This window comes from Halorubrum sp. SD690R, assembly GCF_005435035.1.
GTDB classification, from domain to species: domain Archaea; phylum Halobacteriota; class Halobacteria; order Halobacteriales; family Haloferacaceae; genus Halorubrum; species Halorubrum ezzemoulense.
The window spans coordinates 1-17105 of the sequence record NZ_SGTV01000033.1; the positions used below are offsets into that span (position 1 = coordinate 1).

Sequence of the window (17105 nt, forward strand, 5' to 3'; positions counted from 1 at the left end):
GGGATCGTCTCAATGAATGGTTCAAGCACCGCCTCATACCAGATCTTTCGACGCTGAAACGGCAGATTCAACGAGGACTGCCGACGATCACGGAACCGATCATCTGGAACTATCTCTGCCCTTGAGGACGGTAGAAATTAACGCACGACCGTATCAAAAGGGCAGTCGCGAGGGCGCCGCACGTTCGCTTCGGTCCTCAGTCGTTCGCTTCGCTCACTCCCTGCGGTCCTTGCGTCACCTGCGGCGCCCTCGCGGCTGGAGCTTTGGAGGTACTCACCGCCGACACGACGGTGTTTATTTATAATCGAGCAGCTGGGGTTTTGGGGGTATACGCCGTCGATCACTCGACGACACCGAGACCCCGGGACACGTGCCTCACCCCACGCGGCGTATTCGACCGTACCCCCCGAACCTAAACCGCTCGCCCCCATGCGATACTCGTATATGCAGTTCTGTGACGACTGCGGCTCGATGATGGTCTCTCGCGACGGGGAGATGGTGTGTCAGAACGACGGCTGCGGCGCGACGACCGAACGCGACGAGGCGCTCGCCGCCGAGTTCGAGTCGACCACCGAACAGACCGGCGACGAGGTGATCGAGACGGAGGAGGGCGCGAACTTCGAGGGGAAGCCCACCGCGACCGACGTTGTCTGTGACGAGTGCGGCCACGGCGAGGCGTGGTACACGATCAAACAGACCGGCGCCGCCGACGAGCCGCCGACGCGCTTTTTCAAGTGTAAGGAGTGTGGCCGCCGCTGGCGGGGATACAACTGACCGCGATGCCGCCGGGAGGTCGACGGACTCGGCTCGTCCGCGCGCTCGCCGCCCTTTCGCTCGCCGCGCCCGCGGTCTTCCTCGTCGGCCGCGCCGTCGGCTTCTGGCGCGTCAGGCTCGCGGTCGGGAAGCTGCTCGCGCTGCTGCCCGACGACGGCGCCCCCGATCACGTCCGAGTGCTGCCGCCGCCGGCCGACGAGTACGCCGGAACGCTCCAGACGACCCCCGCTGAGACCCGCGAGCAACTCCCCGAGCAGGGCTTCTCCGAGCTCATCCGGGCCTACTTCCACGCGTACGACCGCGACGGGGAGGCCGTCCACGAGGTCGGCAGCTTCGTCCACCGGCCCGAGGGCCTCACCGGCGACTGGCAGGTCCACGTCCGGCTGTTCCCCGCGCCCGACGGCGCCACCGAGGTGTGGGCGCACTGGGAGCGGAACCCGTACGTGGCCCCGCTGGCGCACCTGCGGATGGAGGGGTACGACCCGGCCCGCGGCCAGCGGATGGCGGCCGAACTGATCGATGACCTGCGGTGCGCGCGCGACGACGGGGCGGCGTGAGCCGGCGCGCACCGGCAGTTCGTGCGTTTCAATAACGCGTCACCAACTAACACACGCCATAGCACTGCGTTCTGGCGATTTATTCGAGTTGGACGGAATTGAGCGCGTGAATTCGGCCGAAACGCGGCCGAATCCCGCTGTAGCGTTTGGACGGTTCATAGGGCACGGGGCGGGAGGTGGGGCCACGATGAACACCGAACGCATCGCACTGATCGCGGTGACGCTGGCGCTCGTCGTCGGCGGCCTCGCGACGCTGTTCGCACCGACCGTCGTCGCCGGCCCGGGCGGCGCTCCCGGGCAGGCGGCGGTCACCACCGCCGTCGCCGACGGCGGACTCGGGTCGCTGTTCGGGCTCGCGCTCTGGGGCGTGACGCTCCTCTTCGGCGCGACCGCGCTCGTCTGGTTCGTGTTCGCGGCGGTCGTGGGTGCGGGCCACGAGACGCCGCCGAACGAGTACGGCCTCGACGAGATCCAAGTCCGCATCATGACCGTCGACGCCGCCGAGGTCGTTCAGGAGACCGTCGACTCCCTGCCGGAGGGGCTCGACGACGTTCACGTGATCGCGGAGTCGCCCGTCGACGTGACCGGCGCGACGGTCCACGCCGTCCCGGAGGCGTTCACGTGCGACGCGGTCCGGAAGGGCCGCGCGCAGGAGTGGGCACGGCAGTCGCTCGACTGCGGGAAGGCGTTCGTCCTCTACCTCGACGAGGACAGCGTTGTCGAGTCGCTCGACGGGCTCCCGGACGCTGACATCGTTCAGCTCCGCGAGAAGCCCCGGCTCACGGGGTCGAATCTCAGCTACTTGGCGGACATGTACCGGATGGGCGTCCAGATCGAACAGCGCGCGTTCGCGCGCCTCTCGATTCCCCTGTTCGCGTGGGGCGGCGGCATCGCGGTCCGCAGCGAGGTGGAGGACGAAACCACGTGGGACCGTGAGACGCTCGTCGACGACACCGCGTTCGTCTGGGCGGCCCCCCGCGAGCTCGACGTGACGTTCGCGCTCTCGGACGCGGTCTGCCGCAACGAGGCGCCGCCCTCGCTGTACGAGATCCTCCAGCAGCGCCGCCGCTGGGCGGCCGGGAACGTCCGGGCGTCGACGATGCTCCCCCTGCGCTACGAGCTGTTGACTAGGGTCCGCAACTACGCGTGGGCGCTCTCGCCGATCGTCACCCTGCTCGTCGTCCCGTTGTCGCTTCTGGGCGTGACCATCGCGCACAGCGGGCTGTTCTTCGCCGCGTCGATGGGGCTGGCGCTCTGTACGCTGGGCTGGTTCCTGCTCGGCGTCCGGTACTACGGCGACGACCACCGCCGCTGGGCGCTCGCGGTGCCGCTGGCGCCGCTCATCACCGTCGTCCACTCGATGGGGACGGTCGCCGGGATCGTCAACCCGCCGGAGACGTTCCGGGTGACGACGAAGGTCGGCAGCGAGTAACCGCTCCGAGCGCGGCTACGACCCGTCGCGAAGCCGCGGCCCGAGGAACGCCGCGACCGCCTCGCCGACCTTTCCGCTCTGCCCGACGAAGAAGTGGTCGGACTCGAACGCGACCGTCTCGACGCCCAGTTCCGTCGCACGTTCGACTACCGGCTCCCAGTCCGCCGTCGAGTCCCGCGTCGCGTACAGGACGCGAACCGGGACGCCCCGGTCGACTATCTCTCCGAGCGCGTCGACCGCGTCGGTGTCGGGGTTCAGGCGGGCGGTCGGCGCGAGCGCGCAGACGCCCGTCAGCTCGGGCCGCGACGCGGCCGCGACGAGCGCGACCGTGCCGCCGAACGAGAAGCCGAACAGCCCGACGCGGTCGTAGCGCTCGCGCGCCCAGCCGACCGCCCGGTCCGCGTCGGTGGTCTCGCCGTACCCCTCGTCCCAGTCGCCGTAGTCGAAGCGGAGGCAGTCGACGCCGCGGTCGGTCACGGCGTCGGAGACGGCCACCAGCCGCTCGTCGCCTCGGTGGCCGCGCTGCTGGGGATGTGGCGGGCAAGCGACGACGACCGCATCCGCGGACGGCGCGTCGGCCGAGGCGTCGCTCGCGGCCGTATCAAGGGTCGCGCGCACGTCGCGACCGCCGGGGATCAGGACGGTGTCGCTCATCGGGATCGGGCGGTCGGGTCGACGCCCGTCAGGGCACCTGCGTCACGCGATCGACGCCGTCGAGCTCGACGAGGTCGCCCGCGAGCGCCTCCTGATCGACGGTCGCCTCGTAGTAGAACACGATGTCGAACGTGCCGTCGCGGAGGAGCTGCTGGCACTCCCAGACGAACGCCTCGTCGTCGAGCGTCAGTCCCTGGAACTGGTTCGACGAGAAGTCCGTGTCGTCGTTGCCGGCCTCGATGTACGTCTCGCCTTTGCCCGCGTGATCGGCGATAACCTCGTTGGCGGCGACCGTCAGCTCGTGCATCTCTAGGTCCTCCTCACCCTCGAGATTCGTGTGGACGATACAGCCCACCAGCTCGATGTCGCCGGGCTCTAAGAGGGCCTTCGCGCGGGTGTACAGGTCCGAATCGACGGTCTCGCTCATGTCTCTCCCTTCCGGCTCCCGTAATAAACGGGTGACGGTTCGCGGGGCGGGGTGGCTCCTCGGATCCGACGCGTCTCCGCGGCGCACCGAAGCGAGACGACGACTCCGTTTTAACGGCGAAGCGAGACGATGACGCCGTCCTCGTCGGCGTCGGTCTCGACTAGCCCGTCGTCAGCGAGGTCGTCGACGAGCCCGCGGAGCCACTCGCGACCGTGTTCGCCGTCAGGAGCGTAGTCGACGCGGATTCGGTGCCCAAGCGTATCTAGGCCCATCTCGTCGCGCTCGCCGAGGAGCCGGACGATCCGACCGCGGAACTGCCGCCGGCTCCCCTCGAAGCTGGGCTGTTCGGGCACGTCGGGCGCGGTGAAATCGCCAGTCTGGTACGCGTGGCACCACTCGCGCCACGGGCACCCCGCCTCGTCGCAGCTGGGGCTCTTCCCGCAGGCGACGCCGCCCAGTTCCATGACCGCGTTGTTCCACACCCGCGACTCGCCCGCCGGCATGAGCGCGGACGCGACCCGCTCGAACGCGTCGTCGTCGTCCGAGACGTCGAACGCGCGATACAGCACCCGCTTCACGTTGGTATCGACGACGGCGTCGCCGTTGTTGAACGCGAACGACGCCACCGCGTTGGCGGTGTAGGGCCCGACGCCCATCAGCTCGCTCAGTCCGTCTGGGTCCTCCGGGAACGACCCGTCGTGGTCGTCTTCGACCTGTCCGGCCGCCTCGTGGAGGTACTTCGCCCGGTTGTTGTAGCCGAGCGAGTGGTCGGACCAGAAGGCGACCACGTCGGCTCGGTCGGCGGCGGCTAGGTCGGCGGTCGTCGGCCACTCGTCGAGGAAGTCCTCCCACGCGGGGACGACCCGGTCGAGCTGGGTCTGCTGGCTCATCACCTCGCTGACGAGGATCTCGTAGGGGTCCTCTGTGCGGCGCCACGGGAACGCGCGGTGGTCGGCCTCGTACCAGTCGACGAGCGTGTCGCGGACCGCGTCGCGGTCGGCGGGGAGCTCCGGCGCGTCCTCGGGACCACCCTCGCCGCTAGCGCCTCCGCCCTCGCTGCCGCCGCTCTCGCCCTCGGCGCGGTCGCCCGCACCGTCCGAGTCGGTCATATCCCCGGTCCGGGCGGCGGCGGTTTATCGGTGCTGGTCCCCGTCGGTGCGGGCCGGCGCCATCGTCCGCGGGTCGCGGTCGGGGCCGGGGTACTCCCCGCCGACCGCGTCCGGATACAGCTTCGCCGGGTCGAACACCGTCGCGAACGCGCGCGACTCCCGGACGCTCACGGGGAGTCTGTCGCGTAGCCCGGCCGCTGCCCCCGGCCCGGTCAGCGAGGGGTCGAGGCTTATCACCTGCATCGCGCCGCCGCGGTAGGCGGACGCCAGCGCGGGATGATCGCCCGAGGGCTGCGTGACCGGTTCGCGCCACGCCTCGACCGCGTCGCGCCAGTCTGCCGCTAGCTCCGGCTCCGCGAGGGACGCGATCACCGCCTCGGCGTCGTCGAGGAGCGGGTCGCTGGCGACGAGCGTCGTCCACGCGTGCGACCGGAGCGCGTCGAGCGCCTCGCGGGCGTCGCCGCCGAGGAGGAGATCAGCCGCGAGCGCGTCCGCACCGGCGACGACGCGGGCTGGGCTGGGATCGAGGGGGTCGGTCACCTCGTTCCCCTCACCGCCGGAGTCGCCGTCGCCCCCGGAATCGCCACCGTTCCCGTCCGCCGTCGAGCGCACGGCGTCGAGCGCTCGTCGCACGTCCGCCTCGTCGAGGTCGCTGCCGAGCGCGGCCGCGCGCTCGAACAGGTCGCCGAAGGTCATGCTCGCCGGTCGTCGCCGCGGGCGTATCGTCTTTGCGGCCGGACGGAGAGGCCGAACGTTATTGGCCGCCGCGTCGAAGCCCGCCGCGTGACCGATCGCTCCTCCGACGATCCGACCGTCGCCGTCCCGCAGGTCCCGGTCGAGGACCTCGCTGTCGACGCGAACGCGGACCGACTTCGAGATCGGGCCGCCGACCTGCCGAGCGGCGTCGACCTCGCCGTGTTTCCCGAGTACGCGCTCACGGGGTTCGTGGCCGACGAACGACTCCGGGAGGCCGCGCTGTCCCGGGACGTGGCGCGCGCACGGCTCGAATCCGTCGCCGAGACCGCCGGCTCGGCCGTGGTCGCGGGGTACGCCGAACGGGACGGCGACGCCGTATACAACGCGACCGCGTACGTCCCGCCGGGAGGGTCCTCCGAGGACGGCGGCGGAGAGTTCTCCGCCTACCGCAAGCGACACCTGTGGGACGACGAGGCGGAGTGGGTCGAGCCCGGCGGCGACCGCGTGATCGTCGAGACGCCCGCCGGACCGACCGGACTGCTGACCTGCTACGACCTCAACTTCGTCGCGGAGAGCGCGTGGTTCGCTGAGCGCGCGGTCGACGCCCTCGTCGTCGTCGGCGCGTGGCCCGCCGACCACGTCGCGAACTGGCGGCTCCTCGTCCGAGCGCGCGCGCTCGACGGGGTCAGGTGGACCGTCGGCGCGGGGCGCACGGGAACCGCGGGCGGCGCGCGTCCGGCGGAGGCGGCGACCTACGCGGGCAACTCCCTCGTCGTCCGCCCCGACGGCGCGGTCGCCGCCGAGCTCGGCCGGGAACCGGCGACGCTGACCGCGACCCTCGACCGAGACACGCTCTCCGCGCAGCGCGATCTGGTGGGGGCTGTCGACGACATCTGAAACTATTCTTTTCAGTTTCGAAAAAGTAGTTTTCTCAGTAGGAACTATTAAGTAGGTCGCGCGCGTATGTATAGTTGAAATGAGCACCCAGAAGCAGTCACGTCAGCGATACGGCGACGTTCACGAGAGCGAAGCGCTCCGCGTCCCCGAGGAGAAGGCAGAACAGCTCGTCGACGCGCTCAACAGCGACCTCGCGGCGACGTACGTCCTCTACCACCAGGTCAAGAAGCACCACTGGCTCGTCGAGGGCGCCGAGTTCCTCGGCATCCACGAGTACCTCGGCGAAGTCGCGGAGGACCTCGAAGAGGGCGCCGACGTCCTCGCGGAGCGCGCGCAGGCGCTCGGCGGCGTGCCGCTCTCGGGCGGCGCGAACTACGAGGAGCACGCACCGGTGACCCCCGAGGACGCCGACGCCTACGACATCCGGACGTCGCTGGAGCACGACCTCGAGATGTTCGGCGACATCACCGAGCAGCTCCGCGAGCACATCCAGCTCGCCAACAACCTCGGCGACTACAACACCGAAGAGCAGCTCCGTGACATCCTCGAAGACGTCGAGGAACACGGCCACCACCTCGAGCACTACCTCGAAGACGACACGCTCGTCACGAGCGAGACGCTCGAGTAGACCGGCCCCGGCGGACTGCTTCCGGCACGTCCCGACGTTCGATTTTCCGCTTTTTCGCGATACGTAGCGGCCGCGCAGTCGACCGCGTCACCGATTGTACTTCCGATCGCCTCGCCGATCAGTCGAGGTCCGGGGCCCGCTCGCCCGCGGGGACGACGACCTCCAGCCAGTTCTCTTCCGGCGGCAGCGGACAGGAGAACGTCTCGCTGTACGCGCAGAAGGGGTTGTACGCGAGGTTGAAATCGATCGTGACCGCGTCGCCGTCGGCGAGCTCGCGCTCGGGTGCCAGCTCCATGTACCGACCCTGGTGGTACGTCTGCTGGCCGGTCGTCTTGTCGCGGAAGGGGACGAAGACGGCGCCGTCGTCGCCCTCCTGGCGGTAGCCCGCGAGCGTGTGCTCCGTCCCGTTAATCTCGAGCGCGAAGGTGACGATCCGGAGGTACCGGACCGGGTTGCTCGCGGTCGTCTCCATCTCGACCGGCTCGGGGTCGTCGTGGACGGTGACGGTCGCCTCGACGCGGTAGTCCGGATTCGGGGGAAAGTAGTCGAGCCCGTCGAACTCGTCCCGGTGTTCCGGGGGGATGGGCGACTGCGGGTGGTCGTCGAAGAACTCGTCCTTCTCCCGGCGGTTCGCGCGGAGCCGCTCGGCGTAGTCCTCGCTCATGCCCGGCCCGACGAGCGCCGGCGGTTTCAGGCTCGCGGTTCCGGCGCCGGTGTCTCTACCGCCGAAGCGGTCGCGACGCCGTCACAGCGCCTGGAGGTCGGCCAGACAGTCGTCGAGGTCGCGGTTCGACGTGGCCAGCGACACGCCGTCGACCCGGGCGAGGTCGGCGGCGTGGTCCCAGAGGTCGCCGTCCTCGATCCCGTGGAGCACGACGGCGTTCGGCGTCGGGCTCACGACCCGCAGCGCGACGAGCGGCGACTCGCCGCGCGTCACCCGGGTGAACACGAGCGCGCGGTTCGTCGACTGGCCGTACAGCCGGTAGAACTCCTCGCTGGAGAGCCGCGTGATCGCCTGGATCGAGTCGATGACGGTGTGGCCGTTCACGTGGTCGTGGTCGCCGCGGACGACCTCCGTCGCGCCCATCGCGTCGTAGAAGTCCGCCAGGGGGACCGCCGTCGAGTACTCGCGGAGGTCGTGGACGATGTCGCTCTCGAACCCGGCCGAGAGCACCCGAGCGTGCTGTCGGAGGCGGCCGCCGCCGCGGCGCTCGTCGATGTCGAGGAGTCCTTCGACGGTCCGCCGGACGACGCCGATCCCGGGGCTCTCGCGCCGGCCGCTCTCGTAGTCGGAGACGACCGACGAGGAGACGCCGAGCTGGTCGGCCAGCTCCGTCTGCGAGACGTCGAAGTCGGTCCGCCACTTCCGGAGCGTCGCGCCCGGGTCGTCGCTCAGCGTTATCTCGCCGGCGATCCGGCGGGAGAGCTCCTCGCGTGCGTCGCTCATGGCCTGAACGGACGACCGAACGCCGCAAAAGGGTACCGTTCGTCGCGCGTCGAAACCGACCGGAGCCCGGCCTGGTCGAGGACGCGGCCGCGGCTCACTCTAAGTACAGCGAGTAGACGATGACCGCGAACCCGATCGCCGTGAGGAGGCCGTCGACGGCGATGCCGACCGCGAGGTCGGCGCCGATAATCTGGTGGGAGACGCCGCCCAACAGCGCCCCGACGGTGACGATGCCGAAGCCGACGCCGAGCTCGCGCAGCGACCGGTCGCCGGTCCGGTCGTACGCGCGGAGCGCGTAGTAGGTGATACTGCCACCGAGCACTAGGATGGCGGTCTTTGCGACGATGATCGTCAGGTCGATGTAGGGAGTCATGTTTCCTCTCGTAGCTCCGACCACAGGTCGGCCAGTCGCTCGTCTCGGGTCCGCTCCGGCCGAGAGAACTCCACGTCGAACTCGCGGCTGCCCGCGTCGCCCTCGTCGCCGTCGCCGACCGAGACGGTGACGGCGTCGAACGACACCGAGTACCGCGTCGTGTGCTGTCCGTCCCGCCGGATGTCGGTCGACTCCGACAGCAGGGAGGCGTCGGTGAGCATCTCCAGTTTCCGGTAGGTCGTCGACAGGGGGATGTCGCACTCCTCGGAGAGTTCGCTCGCGGTCTTCGGCTCGGTGAGCGCCGCGACGATCCGACGGGCCGCGTCGTCGGCCAGCGCGTCGAGCACCTCGTCGACCGACGGCGGCTCCGGCTCTCGCGACGGGTCCCGCACCATGCGTGACGGTTCGGCCCCCGGGACTTAAACCATTGAATTTCCGCCGAGGCGGCGGGGCTCGCGGCCGCCACTCCTCCCTCTTTTGTGTGGCGCCGCCGTACGGCGATACCATGGACACGTGGAAGCGTCGAGTCGGCGGGTACATCGCGTTCGTGGCCGTCGTGCTCGTCTCCACCACCGTTTCCTACCGGTGGGGGATGCGGGTGTACGAGAACGACCCGCGCACCCTGATCGAGTCGTTCCAATTCGCGATCGAGATGTTCACGACGACCGGGTTCGGTGGCGACGCCTCGTCCTGGCAGACCCAGGAGATGCACGCGTTCATCGCCGTGATGGACCTGGTCGGTATGGTGCTTCTCATCGGGGCGCTGCCGGTCGTCGCCACGCCGCTCCTCGAGTCCGCGTTCTCGACGACCGTCCCCCGGTCGCTGGACGCGGACCTGAGCGGCCACGTCGTGGTCGCCTCCGACACCACGCGCTCCGACGCGCTCCTGGACGAGTTCGACTCGGAGGGGGTCACCTACGTCGTCGTCGAACCCGACCCGGACCGGGCGCTGGCGCTGTACGAGGCGGGTCACATGGTGATCCGCGCCGACCCGGAGACGACGGCGGGGCTCGAGAGCGCCCGCCTCGGCGACGCCCGCGCCCTCGTCACCGACCTCTCGGACCGGGTCGACGCGAGCATTGTCCTCGCCGCGAAGGAACTCTCGACCGGCGTCCGCGCGATAAGCGTCGTCGAGGACCCGAGCCGAGAGCGGTACCACCGGCTCGCCGGCGCCGACGAGGTGCTCTCCCCGCGGTCGCTGCTCGGCGAGAGCCTCGCCTCGAAGGTGACGACGGCGGTGCGGACCGACCTCGACGAGGCGGTCGCGGTCGGCGACCTGCGGATCGCGGAGGTGTCGATCCACCACGGGAGCGGCCTCGCCGGATCGACGCTCGCCGGGAGTCGGATCGGCGAGCGCACCGGCGTCGACGTGATCGGTGCGTGGTTCAACGGCGCGTTCGAGGCGGCGCCGCCGCCGGACGCGACGCTGTCTGCGGGGACAGTTCTGCTCGTCTCCGGGACCGAGGGACAGGTGGAGCGGCTCGTGAACCTGACGAACTCGGCGGCCCGCCGGTTCGGCGCGGGCGAGACGGTCGTCATCGGACACGGGCAGGTCGGGAAGACCGTCGCGAACGCGCTCGAATCGGCCGACCTGCCGGTGACGGTCGTCGACCGCGACGGCGCCGAGGCGATCGACGTGGTCGGGGACGCGACGGAGCCGGACACGCTGCGGGACGCCGGCGTCGCGGACGCGCGGACGGTCGTCCTCGCGCTCCCCGACGACACGACGGCCGAGTTCGCGACGCTCGTGGTGCGCGACCTGGCGCCGAACGTGGAGCTGCTCGCGCGGGTCGAGGACGCCGAGAGCGTGCCGAAGATGCACCGCGCCGGGGCCGACTACGTGCTCTCGCTCTCGACGGTGACCGGGCGGATGTCGGCGTCGGCCGTGCTCGCGGACCGAGACGTGCTCTCGCTGGACACCCACGTCGAGGTCGTCAGGACCGAGGCGTCCGCGCTGGTCGACCGGACGGTCGGACAGGCCGCCGTCCGCGAGACCACCGGCTGTACCGTCATCGCGATCGAGCGGGGCGACGAACTCGTCACCGACGTGGGCCCGGAGACGCGGGTCGAGCGGGGCGACGAGCTCGTCGTCGTCGGCACCGACGAGGGAGTCCGCGCGTTCGAGCGCGCGTTCGCGTAGAGCCGGGTCGGTTCGCCCGCTCGGCTCGCGGCGCTGACTCGGCCCGCGCCGCGGATTCGAGCGGGCTCGCGCCGCTGCTCCCGCTCGCGCCGCCGGTCTCGGCGCGACGAGTCGAACGGTTCAAGTATTCGCTGGCTGTTCATATCCGTATGAAAGATCAGGGACGCTCCACGCGCAAGCGGACCGGCGGCCGACTCAAGCACGCCTCGAACAAGAAGCGCCACCAGCTCGGCCGCGAGCCCGCCGAGACGACCGTCGGCGAGACCCGACTCCAGTACATCGACTCCCGCGGCACGGAAAAGAAGGTCCGCGCCCTCTCGACGAACGTCGCGCAGGTCGCCGACGACGGCGAGGTCAGCGAGGCCGAGATCGAGAACGTCGTCGACAACCCCGCGAACGTCAACTACGCCCGCCGGAACATCGTCACGAAGGGCGCCGTCATCGAGACATCCGCCGGCCGCGCACGCGTCACCTCCCGCCCCGGCCAGACCGGCCAGGTCAACGCGGTCCTGCTCGACTGAACGCGGCCTTTCTGAAGGTATTTCAGCCCGCACGCCCACCAGCGACGCGTGTACCTCGGCGTCGACGAAGCCGGCAAGGGACCCGCGCTCGGACCGATGGTCGCGGCGGCGGTCGCCGCCGACCCGGCGGACCTCCCCGCCGACGTGGACGACTCGAAGCGGGTCGCGCCGGCCAGACGCGAGGAGATAGCGGCGGCCCTCCGGGGCGACCCGGCCGTCGCCGTCGGCGTCGCCCGCGTTGACCCCGACGAGATCGACCGCCCCGACACCGACATGAACACCCTCACCGTCCGTGGTCAGGCGCTGGCGGTCCGGGACGCCCTCGCCGACCTCCCCGCTGGCGTCGCCGAACCGGTCCGCGTCGTCGCCGACGCGGGCGACACCAGCGAGGAGCGGTTCGCGCGGCGGCTCGGCGAGTTCGTCGAGGGCGACGGTGCGGACGGAGCCCGCGGCGACGATGGGGCCCACCCCGCGGTCGACGTGACGGCCGCCCACGGCGCCGACGAGGACGACCCCGTCGTCGGCGCGGCGAGCGTCGTCGCCAAGGTGGTCCGCGACGCCGCGATGGCCGACCTCGACGCCACGTATCCCGACTACGACATCGGGAGCGGCTACCCGAGCGACCCGGCCACGCGAGCCTTCCTCGCCGCGTACGTCGGCGACCACGGGGCGCTACCCGACTGTGCGCGCGAGTCGTGGGCGACCTGTGAGGACGCGCTGGCGGCCGCCGAGCAGTCGGCGTTAGACGAGTTCTGAAAGCGGGCCGGAGCCGCTCGGCGCTCAGCCCTCAGAACAGCCCGGCGATGACCCCGCCGAGCGTCCCGACGATCGTCTCCCACACCGAGAAGCCGGTCGCGATCGCCAGCACCGTGTCCGCGCCGAAGAAGGCGAACAGCAGCGCGGAGCCGAAGTGCGCGAGCCGCATGTCGACCCGGCCGGCGAACGTGTGGAAGAAGTAGGCGTTCGCGAGGCTCACCGGGATGATCGCGAGCATCTCGCCGGCCCAGATGGCCGAAGTCGCGCCGTACTGGACCGCCAGGCCGATGGTGACGAGCTGCGTCTTGTCGCCGAACTCGCCGGTCGCGGTGAGCAGGAAGATGGGGAAGAAGCCGCCGAGCGACCCAGAGTACCTGTCGAGCCGCCCCGGGAGCGAGAGGTCGTCGAACGCGGCCAAGCCGCCGTCGGTGCGCTCCGCTTCCGGGGTCGTCCCGCGCGACGGCGCGGACCGGTACAGCAGGACCGCGAAGACGAAGAACAACACCGCGGTGATCGCGTCCAACACGACCGGCGGGAGCGCCGACTGGAGTGCCTGCCCGAACGCGATCTCCACGGCGGTCCACCCGGCGAACGCCGAGCCGGCGGCCGCGACGACGACCTTGGGATCGTACCGCGTGGAGAGCCCGGCGATCATCAGCTGTACCTTCTCGCCCGGCAGCACCGCGAGCTGCGTCACGAACGCGATCGCGACGATCTCGACGTAGCCGGTCATGCGTCGCCCGCCTCCTGACCGTCGGTCGCGGCGGTCGACTCCGCGGCGCGCCGGACGTACACGCGGTCCGCGACCGCCTCCGGCAGCCCGTGTTCGTCCCCGTCGCTCGTCCGGACGGTGACCAGCCCGAAGGAGGTGATATCGACGACCTCGACGGTCGTTCCGGGCGTTATCTCGGCGTCGACGAGGAACTCCAGCACGTCGGGGTCGCGGTCGCTGACGCGGGCGACCGTTCCCCGTTCACCCGGATCCAGCGCCGCGACGAGCGTCGTCCCGGCGTCCTCCGGCGTCGAGAGGTCGGCCGGCGGGATCGGGTCACCGTGCGGGTCGGCGGCGGGGTAGTCGAGGACGCGCTCGACCCGACGCGTGAACTCTTCGCTGACGTGGTGTTCGAGCGCGTCAGCCTCGTCGTGGACCTCGGTCGCCTCGTAGTCCAGCTGCTCTGCGAGGAACGCCTCGATGAGGCGGTGTCGGCGGACGACCTCCAGCGCGGCGACCTCGCCCGCGGGCGTGAGCTCGACGCCCGTGTACTTCTCGCGAGAGAGCAGGCCGCGGTCGGCGAGCGTTTCCACCATGCTTGTCACCGTCGCGGGGGTCTTGTCGAGCGAGTCCGCGATCTGCGAGGTCGAGACGGGCGGTCCCACCCGCGACTCGATCCGATAGATCGACTTGAGATAATCTTCGACGGCGTCGGTCGGCATAGACGTTTTTGACCGGTCTAAATTAATAGTTTGTCGGATGCGTTTTCTGTTCTTGCCAAAGGCATAACGAGAGGCGAGTCGAAACGGTGATCTCGAAAACCGTCGCTGTGAGCGATCGGAAACCGATCGAACGTCACATCCGGTCGAGAATTAGGGGTCGCCGACGCGCGGTCGGCCGGCTTATTTGACCGTCAGCAGGCGGCGCAGGATGTCGCCGTACGCTGGCCGGGTGATCAGCACACCGACCAGCACGCCGAGGACGGTGAAGATGGCGAACCCGGAGAGGTCGCCGAGCGACAGCACCATCAGCGGCGACATCGCGATGATGGTCGTGGCCGCGGCCGCGCCGATCACCCAGAACGCCCGCCGGAACCGGGAGTCGAACACTTTCTTCGAGTTCACGTCGCCCTCGCTCATCACCTCGTCGGCGATGATGACGAGGTCGTCGACACCGGTCCCGACGACCGCGATGAAGCCGGCGATCACCGCGAGTTCGAGCGGGTAGCCGAGCAGCGCCGCGAACCCGAGCAGGGCGTACACCTCCGTCAGCGCCGTGACGATCATCGGGAGCGCGACGCGCGGTTCGCGGTAGCGGAGGAACACCATCCCGGCGACCGCCAACACCGAGAGCACGCCGATGACCAGCGAGTACGTCCGGAAGTTCTCACCCTGCGAGGCCGAGATGGACGAGGAAGTCCCCTCGCCGCTGATGTCGAGGTCGGCCGGGAGCGCGCCGGCGCGGAGGTTCAGCGAAATGGTCTGCGCCTCGGCGAACTCGCCCGTCGTGAGCCGGAAGTTCCCGGTGTCGGCCCACGAGCCGGCCGCCATGCTGTCCGCGAGGCCCGGGTCCATCCCGAAGGAGTTGACGACCTCGCCGTCGACGACGAGCAGGAGACACGGGTTCGAGTTCTCTATCTCACCGGTCTCCTCGTTGTATCCGCACCGGTCCGCCCCCGTCTGGTACGCGTCGGCGAAGCCGCGTTGCGCCACGGCGTCTTGGAAGGAGTGCGCCGGCGACTGGCCGTTCTCGGCGGTGTTGCGCACCGTGACCGGGACGTACGCTCCGGTACCGCGGTCGCTCTGGGCCGCGGTCCCGATCGTCTCGAAGTCGCCTTGGGTCAGCGTTCCCTCCTGAACCGCGGTGCCGTTTCCGTCCGGGTACGCGATGTCGATCCGGACGGTCCCGCGCTCCTCGAGGAGGTCGATCACTTCTTGCCGGCCTTGCCCCGGCACCTCGACGAGGATGAAGTACTCCCCGGTGATCGACTGGATCTGTTGGACGCTGCCGCCCGAGAGGCCCGCCTCGTTGATCTTCCCCTGGATGACGTTCATCGTCTCGTCGCGCGTCTCCTGCGTGACACCCGACCGAACCTCCGCGTACTCGTAGCCCGCGGCGTCCATCGCCGCGCGGAACTGGGACTCCGTCACGGACGGCTTCGTCACCTCGACCGCGCCCTCTTCCGGAACGACGCCGACGTTTCGGACGGAGGCGTTGTCCAGTTCGGCCGCGACCGCGTCCGCGACGCTCTCGGGCGTGTCACCGCCGAACGCGACATCCGTCGCGGTGTATCCCGAAAGCGGCGCGCGGACCCGCGTCCCGCCCGCCAGATCGAGGCCGTACTGGAGGTTCGTGACCCCCTGCTGGGCCTCGCTGACGTTCTCCCCGGGCGCCGGCTCCGGCCCGAACCCGGGAGCGAAGAGCGCCACGGACGACCCGATCACGACGACGACGAGCAGCAGGATTCGCCAGTTCTTCTTGATCGGTTCGAGCATTACCGCGCCACCCCCTCGAACTTGTACCAGCGAAGCAGCGAGACGTTCATCAGGTACGTGTTCATCAGGTCGGCGCAGAGCCCGACCGCGAGGATGATCCCGATGTCACGGAGCAGCCCCACCCCGAACACCGAGGCGCCGATCGCCATCACGACCATCGCGGCGATGGAAGTGAGCGTCATCGTCACCCCGGTCCGCATCGCGCGGCTCACGGACTCGTAGAACTCGCCGGTCCGTCGCAGCACGGAGTCGTTCAACAGGATGTCCGAGTCGACGCTGTATCCGATGATCATCAGCAGCGCCGCGATCGTTCCGAGCGTCATCTGGATGCCGAGGAGGTTCATCGCCGCGATCGGGATGACGAGGTCGGAGAATGCGGACGCGACGACCGCCAGCGAGGGGACGAACGTCCGGAACAGCGCGAACACGAGGACGCTCATCCCGAGGAACGCGATCGCCACGCCGATGATGGCGGTCCGCGCGGTGTCGCTCGCGAAGCTCGGCGACACCTGATCGACCGCGGTCGTGGTCAGTCCCGCCGCCTCCGCCTGGTCTTGGAGATCGTTCGCGAGCCCCTCCGGATCGTCCTGTGACGCCTGGAACGTGACGACGACGACGTCGTCGCCGGGGATCGTTCGGACCGAGTCGGGCTCCCGCTCGAAGGCCGTTTGGATCTGCTGTTCGACGTCGCCGCTCGCGTCGTCCGCGACTCGCAGCTCGACGCCGCCGGTGAACTCCAGTCCCAGGTTCGCGGGCGCACCGGTGGCGACGACCCAGCCGCCGATGATCGCCAGCGCGAGGACCAGAAACGCGAGCGGCACCGCCGCGAGCTGCCGGTTCGAGTAGTCGGTGTAGTTGACTTCCGGCACCTCGATCGCTACCATAAATACCGCTTCCTCCGCGGGCGCGAATAAGCCTTCTTATCTGGTGGGCCGACGGCGGCGACCGAGGCTGTAACCCCCCGCGTTACGGGAGGTACCGCACGGCGACGACGCCCGGCTCCGATCGGATCTCGACGCGGTTCACGCCCAGTCGGGCGGCGCGCGAGAGCGTCCCCTCCCGGTCGTCGATCACGTCCGCGACCGCCGCCTCCGTCTCCGACTCCGGCGGGGTCAGCACGTGGACCTCGCCGACGCCCGCGCGCTCCTGCCGGGCGAGTTCTCCCGACGGGGTCTCCGCGGCGAGTTCGCGCTCGTGAACGGTCGGCGGCTCCGGGCTCTCCTCTATCGAGAGCGCGCGGCGCGCGTCGACCTCGACCACCTGATATGTGACCTCCATCGGCGGGTCGGGGGCGACGGTCGCCTCGACGGCGTCGTCGACGTCGAGGCCGGGGTTCGAGCTCAGCGTGTGAACCTGTCCGTCGTGGACGTCTTTCAGCACCGCCGAGTCGCTCTCGACGTGCGTGACGAGGAACGTGCTCTCCTTCTCGTCGGTCATTGCGTTCGGCTAGTCGCTCTGACGACTTCCGGCTTTCGAGCCGCGGCCGC

21 protein-coding genes are annotated in these 17105 nt (G+C 69.9%); 8 read left to right on the plus strand and 13 right to left on the minus strand.

What is annotated here, in order from left to right:
* Positions 1-444 precede the first annotated feature (444 nt).
* From EXE41_RS15490 to EXE41_RS15500, 3 genes are all read left to right on the plus strand, one after another.
* Complete coding sequence (locus EXE41_RS15490; protein WP_049930661.1) at positions 445-774, plus strand: transcription factor S; 330 nt, start codon at positions 445-447, stop codon at positions 772-774.
* 5 nt (positions 775-779) lie between these two features.
* The gene (locus EXE41_RS15495) at positions 780-1331 is read left to right on the plus strand and encodes a hypothetical protein (protein ID WP_086215639.1); all 552 of its coding nucleotides are present in this window, start codon (positions 780-782) and stop codon (positions 1329-1331) included.
* A gap of 187 nt (positions 1332-1518) precedes the next feature.
* The gene (locus EXE41_RS15500) at positions 1519-2763 is read left to right on the plus strand and encodes a glycosyltransferase family 2 protein (protein ID WP_137691475.1); all 1245 of its coding nucleotides are present in this window, start codon (positions 1519-1521) and stop codon (positions 2761-2763) included.
* A gap of 15 nt (positions 2764-2778) precedes the next feature.
* Here EXE41_RS15500 and EXE41_RS15505 read toward each other — a convergent pair whose 3' ends face one another.
* From EXE41_RS15505 to EXE41_RS15520, 4 genes are all read right to left on the minus strand, one after another.
* Positions 2779-3417, minus strand: a complete 639-nt coding sequence (locus EXE41_RS15505; RefSeq protein WP_137691476.1) for a CocE/NonD family hydrolase — start codon at positions 3415-3417, stop codon at positions 2779-2781.
* A 28-nt stretch (positions 3418-3445) separates the two neighbouring features.
* Positions 3446-3844: a DUF5778 family protein gene (locus EXE41_RS15510; RefSeq protein ID WP_086219352.1), complete on the minus strand. Its 399-nt coding sequence runs from the start codon at positions 3842-3844 to the stop codon at positions 3446-3448.
* Between the two features lie 110 nt (positions 3845-3954).
* Positions 3955-4953 carry an A/G-specific adenine glycosylase gene (locus EXE41_RS15515; RefSeq protein ID WP_137691477.1) on the minus strand — a complete coding sequence of 333 codons (999 nt, stop codon included), beginning with the start codon at positions 4951-4953 and terminating at the stop codon, positions 3955-3957.
* 24 nt (positions 4954-4977) lie between these two features.
* Complete coding sequence (locus EXE41_RS15520) at positions 4978-5649, minus strand: hypothetical protein (protein ID WP_094593331.1); 672 nt, start codon at positions 5647-5649, stop codon at positions 4978-4980.
* 87 nt (positions 5650-5736) lie between these two features.
* On the opposite strand from EXE41_RS15520, the gene EXE41_RS15525 reads away from it, so the two are divergent.
* A complete protein-coding gene (locus tag EXE41_RS15525) occupies positions 5737-6546 on the plus strand; it encodes a carbon-nitrogen hydrolase family protein (RefSeq protein ID WP_089308183.1) in 810 nt (269 codons plus the stop codon).
* A 79-nt stretch (positions 6547-6625) separates the two neighbouring features.
* The gene (dpsA, locus tag EXE41_RS15530; protein ID WP_086215623.1) at positions 6626-7174 is read left to right on the plus strand and encodes a DNA starvation/stationary phase protection protein DpsA; all 549 of its coding nucleotides are present in this window, start codon (positions 6626-6628) and stop codon (positions 7172-7174) included.
* A 118-nt stretch (positions 7175-7292) separates the two neighbouring features.
* Here dpsA and EXE41_RS15535 read toward each other — a convergent pair whose 3' ends face one another.
* From EXE41_RS15535 to EXE41_RS15550, 4 genes are all read right to left on the minus strand, one after another.
* Positions 7293-7838: a DUF1684 domain-containing protein gene (locus EXE41_RS15535; RefSeq protein ID WP_086215622.1), complete on the minus strand. Its 546-nt coding sequence runs from the start codon at positions 7836-7838 to the stop codon at positions 7293-7295.
* Between the two features lie 81 nt (positions 7839-7919).
* Entirely contained in the window at positions 7920-8621 is a 702-nt protein-coding gene (locus EXE41_RS15540; protein WP_049931690.1) for a helix-turn-helix domain-containing protein, read from the minus strand.
* A 94-nt stretch (positions 8622-8715) separates the two neighbouring features.
* Positions 8716-8994, minus strand: a complete 279-nt coding sequence (locus tag EXE41_RS15545; protein WP_049931688.1) for a hypothetical protein — start codon at positions 8992-8994, stop codon at positions 8716-8718.
* Positions 8991-9389: a helix-turn-helix domain-containing protein gene (locus EXE41_RS15550; RefSeq protein ID WP_049931686.1), complete on the minus strand. Its 399-nt coding sequence runs from the start codon at positions 9387-9389 to the stop codon at positions 8991-8993. The genes EXE41_RS15545 and EXE41_RS15550 overlap by 4 nt, the downstream gene beginning before the upstream one ends.
* A 110-nt stretch (positions 9390-9499) precedes the next feature.
* Between EXE41_RS15550 and EXE41_RS15555 the strand changes: the two genes are divergently transcribed.
* From EXE41_RS15555 to rnhB, 3 genes are all read left to right on the plus strand, one after another.
* Positions 9500-11134, plus strand: coding sequence for a TrkA family potassium uptake protein (locus tag EXE41_RS15555; protein ID WP_137691478.1), 1635 nt, complete (start codon positions 9500-9502; stop codon positions 11132-11134).
* A gap of 149 nt (positions 11135-11283) precedes the next feature.
* Positions 11284-11655: a 30S ribosomal protein S8e gene (locus EXE41_RS15560; protein ID WP_049931684.1), complete on the plus strand. Its 372-nt coding sequence runs from the start codon at positions 11284-11286 to the stop codon at positions 11653-11655.
* A gap of 48 nt (positions 11656-11703) precedes the next feature.
* On the plus strand, positions 11704-12411 hold the full coding sequence (rnhB, locus tag EXE41_RS15565; protein ID WP_137691479.1) for a ribonuclease HII: 708 nt from the start codon (positions 11704-11706) through the stop codon (positions 12409-12411).
* Positions 12412-12442: 31 nt separating this feature from the next.
* Here the strand turns inward: rnhB and EXE41_RS15570 are convergent, their stop codons facing one another.
* The 5 genes from EXE41_RS15570 to EXE41_RS15590 form a co-directional block, all read right to left on the minus strand.
* Positions 12443-13144, minus strand: a complete 702-nt coding sequence (locus tag EXE41_RS15570) for a TMEM165/GDT1 family protein (RefSeq protein WP_049931682.1) — start codon at positions 13142-13144, stop codon at positions 12443-12445.
* Positions 13141-13845, minus strand: coding sequence for a metal-dependent transcriptional regulator (locus EXE41_RS15575; RefSeq protein ID WP_049931681.1), 705 nt, complete (start codon positions 13843-13845; stop codon positions 13141-13143). The genes EXE41_RS15570 and EXE41_RS15575 overlap by 4 nt, the downstream gene beginning before the upstream one ends.
* Before the next feature lie 180 nt (positions 13846-14025).
* Positions 14026-15618, minus strand: a complete 1593-nt coding sequence (locus EXE41_RS15580; protein ID WP_086215617.1) for a preprotein translocase subunit SecD — start codon at positions 15616-15618, stop codon at positions 14026-14028.
* Positions 15618-16502 (minus strand): protein translocase subunit SecF, encoded by an 885-nt coding sequence (secF, locus tag EXE41_RS15585; protein ID WP_049931679.1) that lies wholly within the window; start codon positions 16500-16502, stop codon positions 15618-15620. The genes EXE41_RS15580 and secF overlap by 1 nt, the downstream gene beginning before the upstream one ends.
* A gap of 82 nt (positions 16503-16584) precedes the next feature.
* Positions 16585-17055: a DUF5812 family protein gene (locus tag EXE41_RS15590; protein ID WP_086219361.1), complete on the minus strand. Its 471-nt coding sequence runs from the start codon at positions 17053-17055 to the stop codon at positions 16585-16587.
* Positions 17056-17105 lie beyond the last annotated feature (50 nt).

What these genes read in the sequence shown, in the direction of transcription:
- EXE41_RS15535 (WP_086215622.1), bottom strand. Translation starts at nt 7,838, where the DNA reads ATGAGCGAGGACTACGCCGAGCGGCTCCGCGCGAACCGCCGGGAGAAG.
- EXE41_RS15495 (WP_086215639.1), top strand. Translation starts at nt 780, where the DNA reads ATGCCGCCGGGAGGTCGACGGACTCGGCTCGTCCGCGCGCTCGCCGCC.
- EXE41_RS15545 (WP_049931688.1), bottom strand. Translation starts at nt 8,994, where the DNA reads ATGACTCCCTACATCGACCTGACGATCATCGTCGCAAAGACCGCCATC.
- EXE41_RS15540 (WP_049931690.1), bottom strand. Translation starts at nt 8,621, where the DNA reads ATGAGCGACGCACGCGAGGAGCTCTCCCGCCGGATCGCCGGCGAGATA.
- EXE41_RS15490 (WP_049930661.1), top strand. Translation starts at nt 445, where the DNA reads ATGCAGTTCTGTGACGACTGCGGCTCGATGATGGTCTCTCGCGACGGG.
- EXE41_RS15500 (WP_137691475.1), top strand. Translation starts at nt 1,519, where the DNA reads ATGAACACCGAACGCATCGCACTGATCGCGGTGACGCTGGCGCTCGTC.
- EXE41_RS15590 (WP_086219361.1), bottom strand. Translation starts at nt 17,055, where the DNA reads ATGACCGACGAGAAGGAGAGCACGTTCCTCGTCACGCACGTCGAGAGC.
- dpsA (WP_086215623.1), top strand. Translation starts at nt 6,626, where the DNA reads ATGAGCACCCAGAAGCAGTCACGTCAGCGATACGGCGACGTTCACGAG.
- EXE41_RS15555 (WP_137691478.1), top strand. Translation starts at nt 9,500, where the DNA reads ATGGACACGTGGAAGCGTCGAGTCGGCGGGTACATCGCGTTCGTGGCC.
- EXE41_RS15575 (WP_049931681.1), bottom strand. Translation starts at nt 13,845, where the DNA reads ATGCCGACCGACGCCGTCGAAGATTATCTCAAGTCGATCTATCGGATC.
- EXE41_RS15560 (WP_049931684.1), top strand. Translation starts at nt 11,284, where the DNA reads ATGAAAGATCAGGGACGCTCCACGCGCAAGCGGACCGGCGGCCGACTC.
- EXE41_RS15505 (WP_137691476.1), bottom strand. Translation starts at nt 3,417, where the DNA reads ATGAGCGACACCGTCCTGATCCCCGGCGGTCGCGACGTGCGCGCGACC.
- secF (WP_049931679.1), bottom strand. Translation starts at nt 16,502, where the DNA reads ATGGTAGCGATCGAGGTGCCGGAAGTCAACTACACCGACTACTCGAAC.
- EXE41_RS15520 (WP_094593331.1), bottom strand. Translation starts at nt 5,649, where the DNA reads ATGACCTTCGGCGACCTGTTCGAGCGCGCGGCCGCGCTCGGCAGCGAC.
- EXE41_RS15550 (WP_049931686.1), bottom strand. Translation starts at nt 9,389, where the DNA reads ATGGTGCGGGACCCGTCGCGAGAGCCGGAGCCGCCGTCGGTCGACGAG.
- EXE41_RS15580 (WP_086215617.1), bottom strand. Translation starts at nt 15,618, where the DNA reads ATGCTCGAACCGATCAAGAAGAACTGGCGAATCCTGCTGCTCGTCGTC.
- EXE41_RS15510 (WP_086219352.1), bottom strand. Translation starts at nt 3,844, where the DNA reads ATGAGCGAGACCGTCGATTCGGACCTGTACACCCGCGCGAAGGCCCTC.
- EXE41_RS15570 (WP_049931682.1), bottom strand. Translation starts at nt 13,144, where the DNA reads ATGACCGGCTACGTCGAGATCGTCGCGATCGCGTTCGTGACGCAGCTC.
- EXE41_RS15515 (WP_137691477.1), bottom strand. Translation starts at nt 4,953, where the DNA reads ATGACCGACTCGGACGGTGCGGGCGACCGCGCCGAGGGCGAGAGCGGC.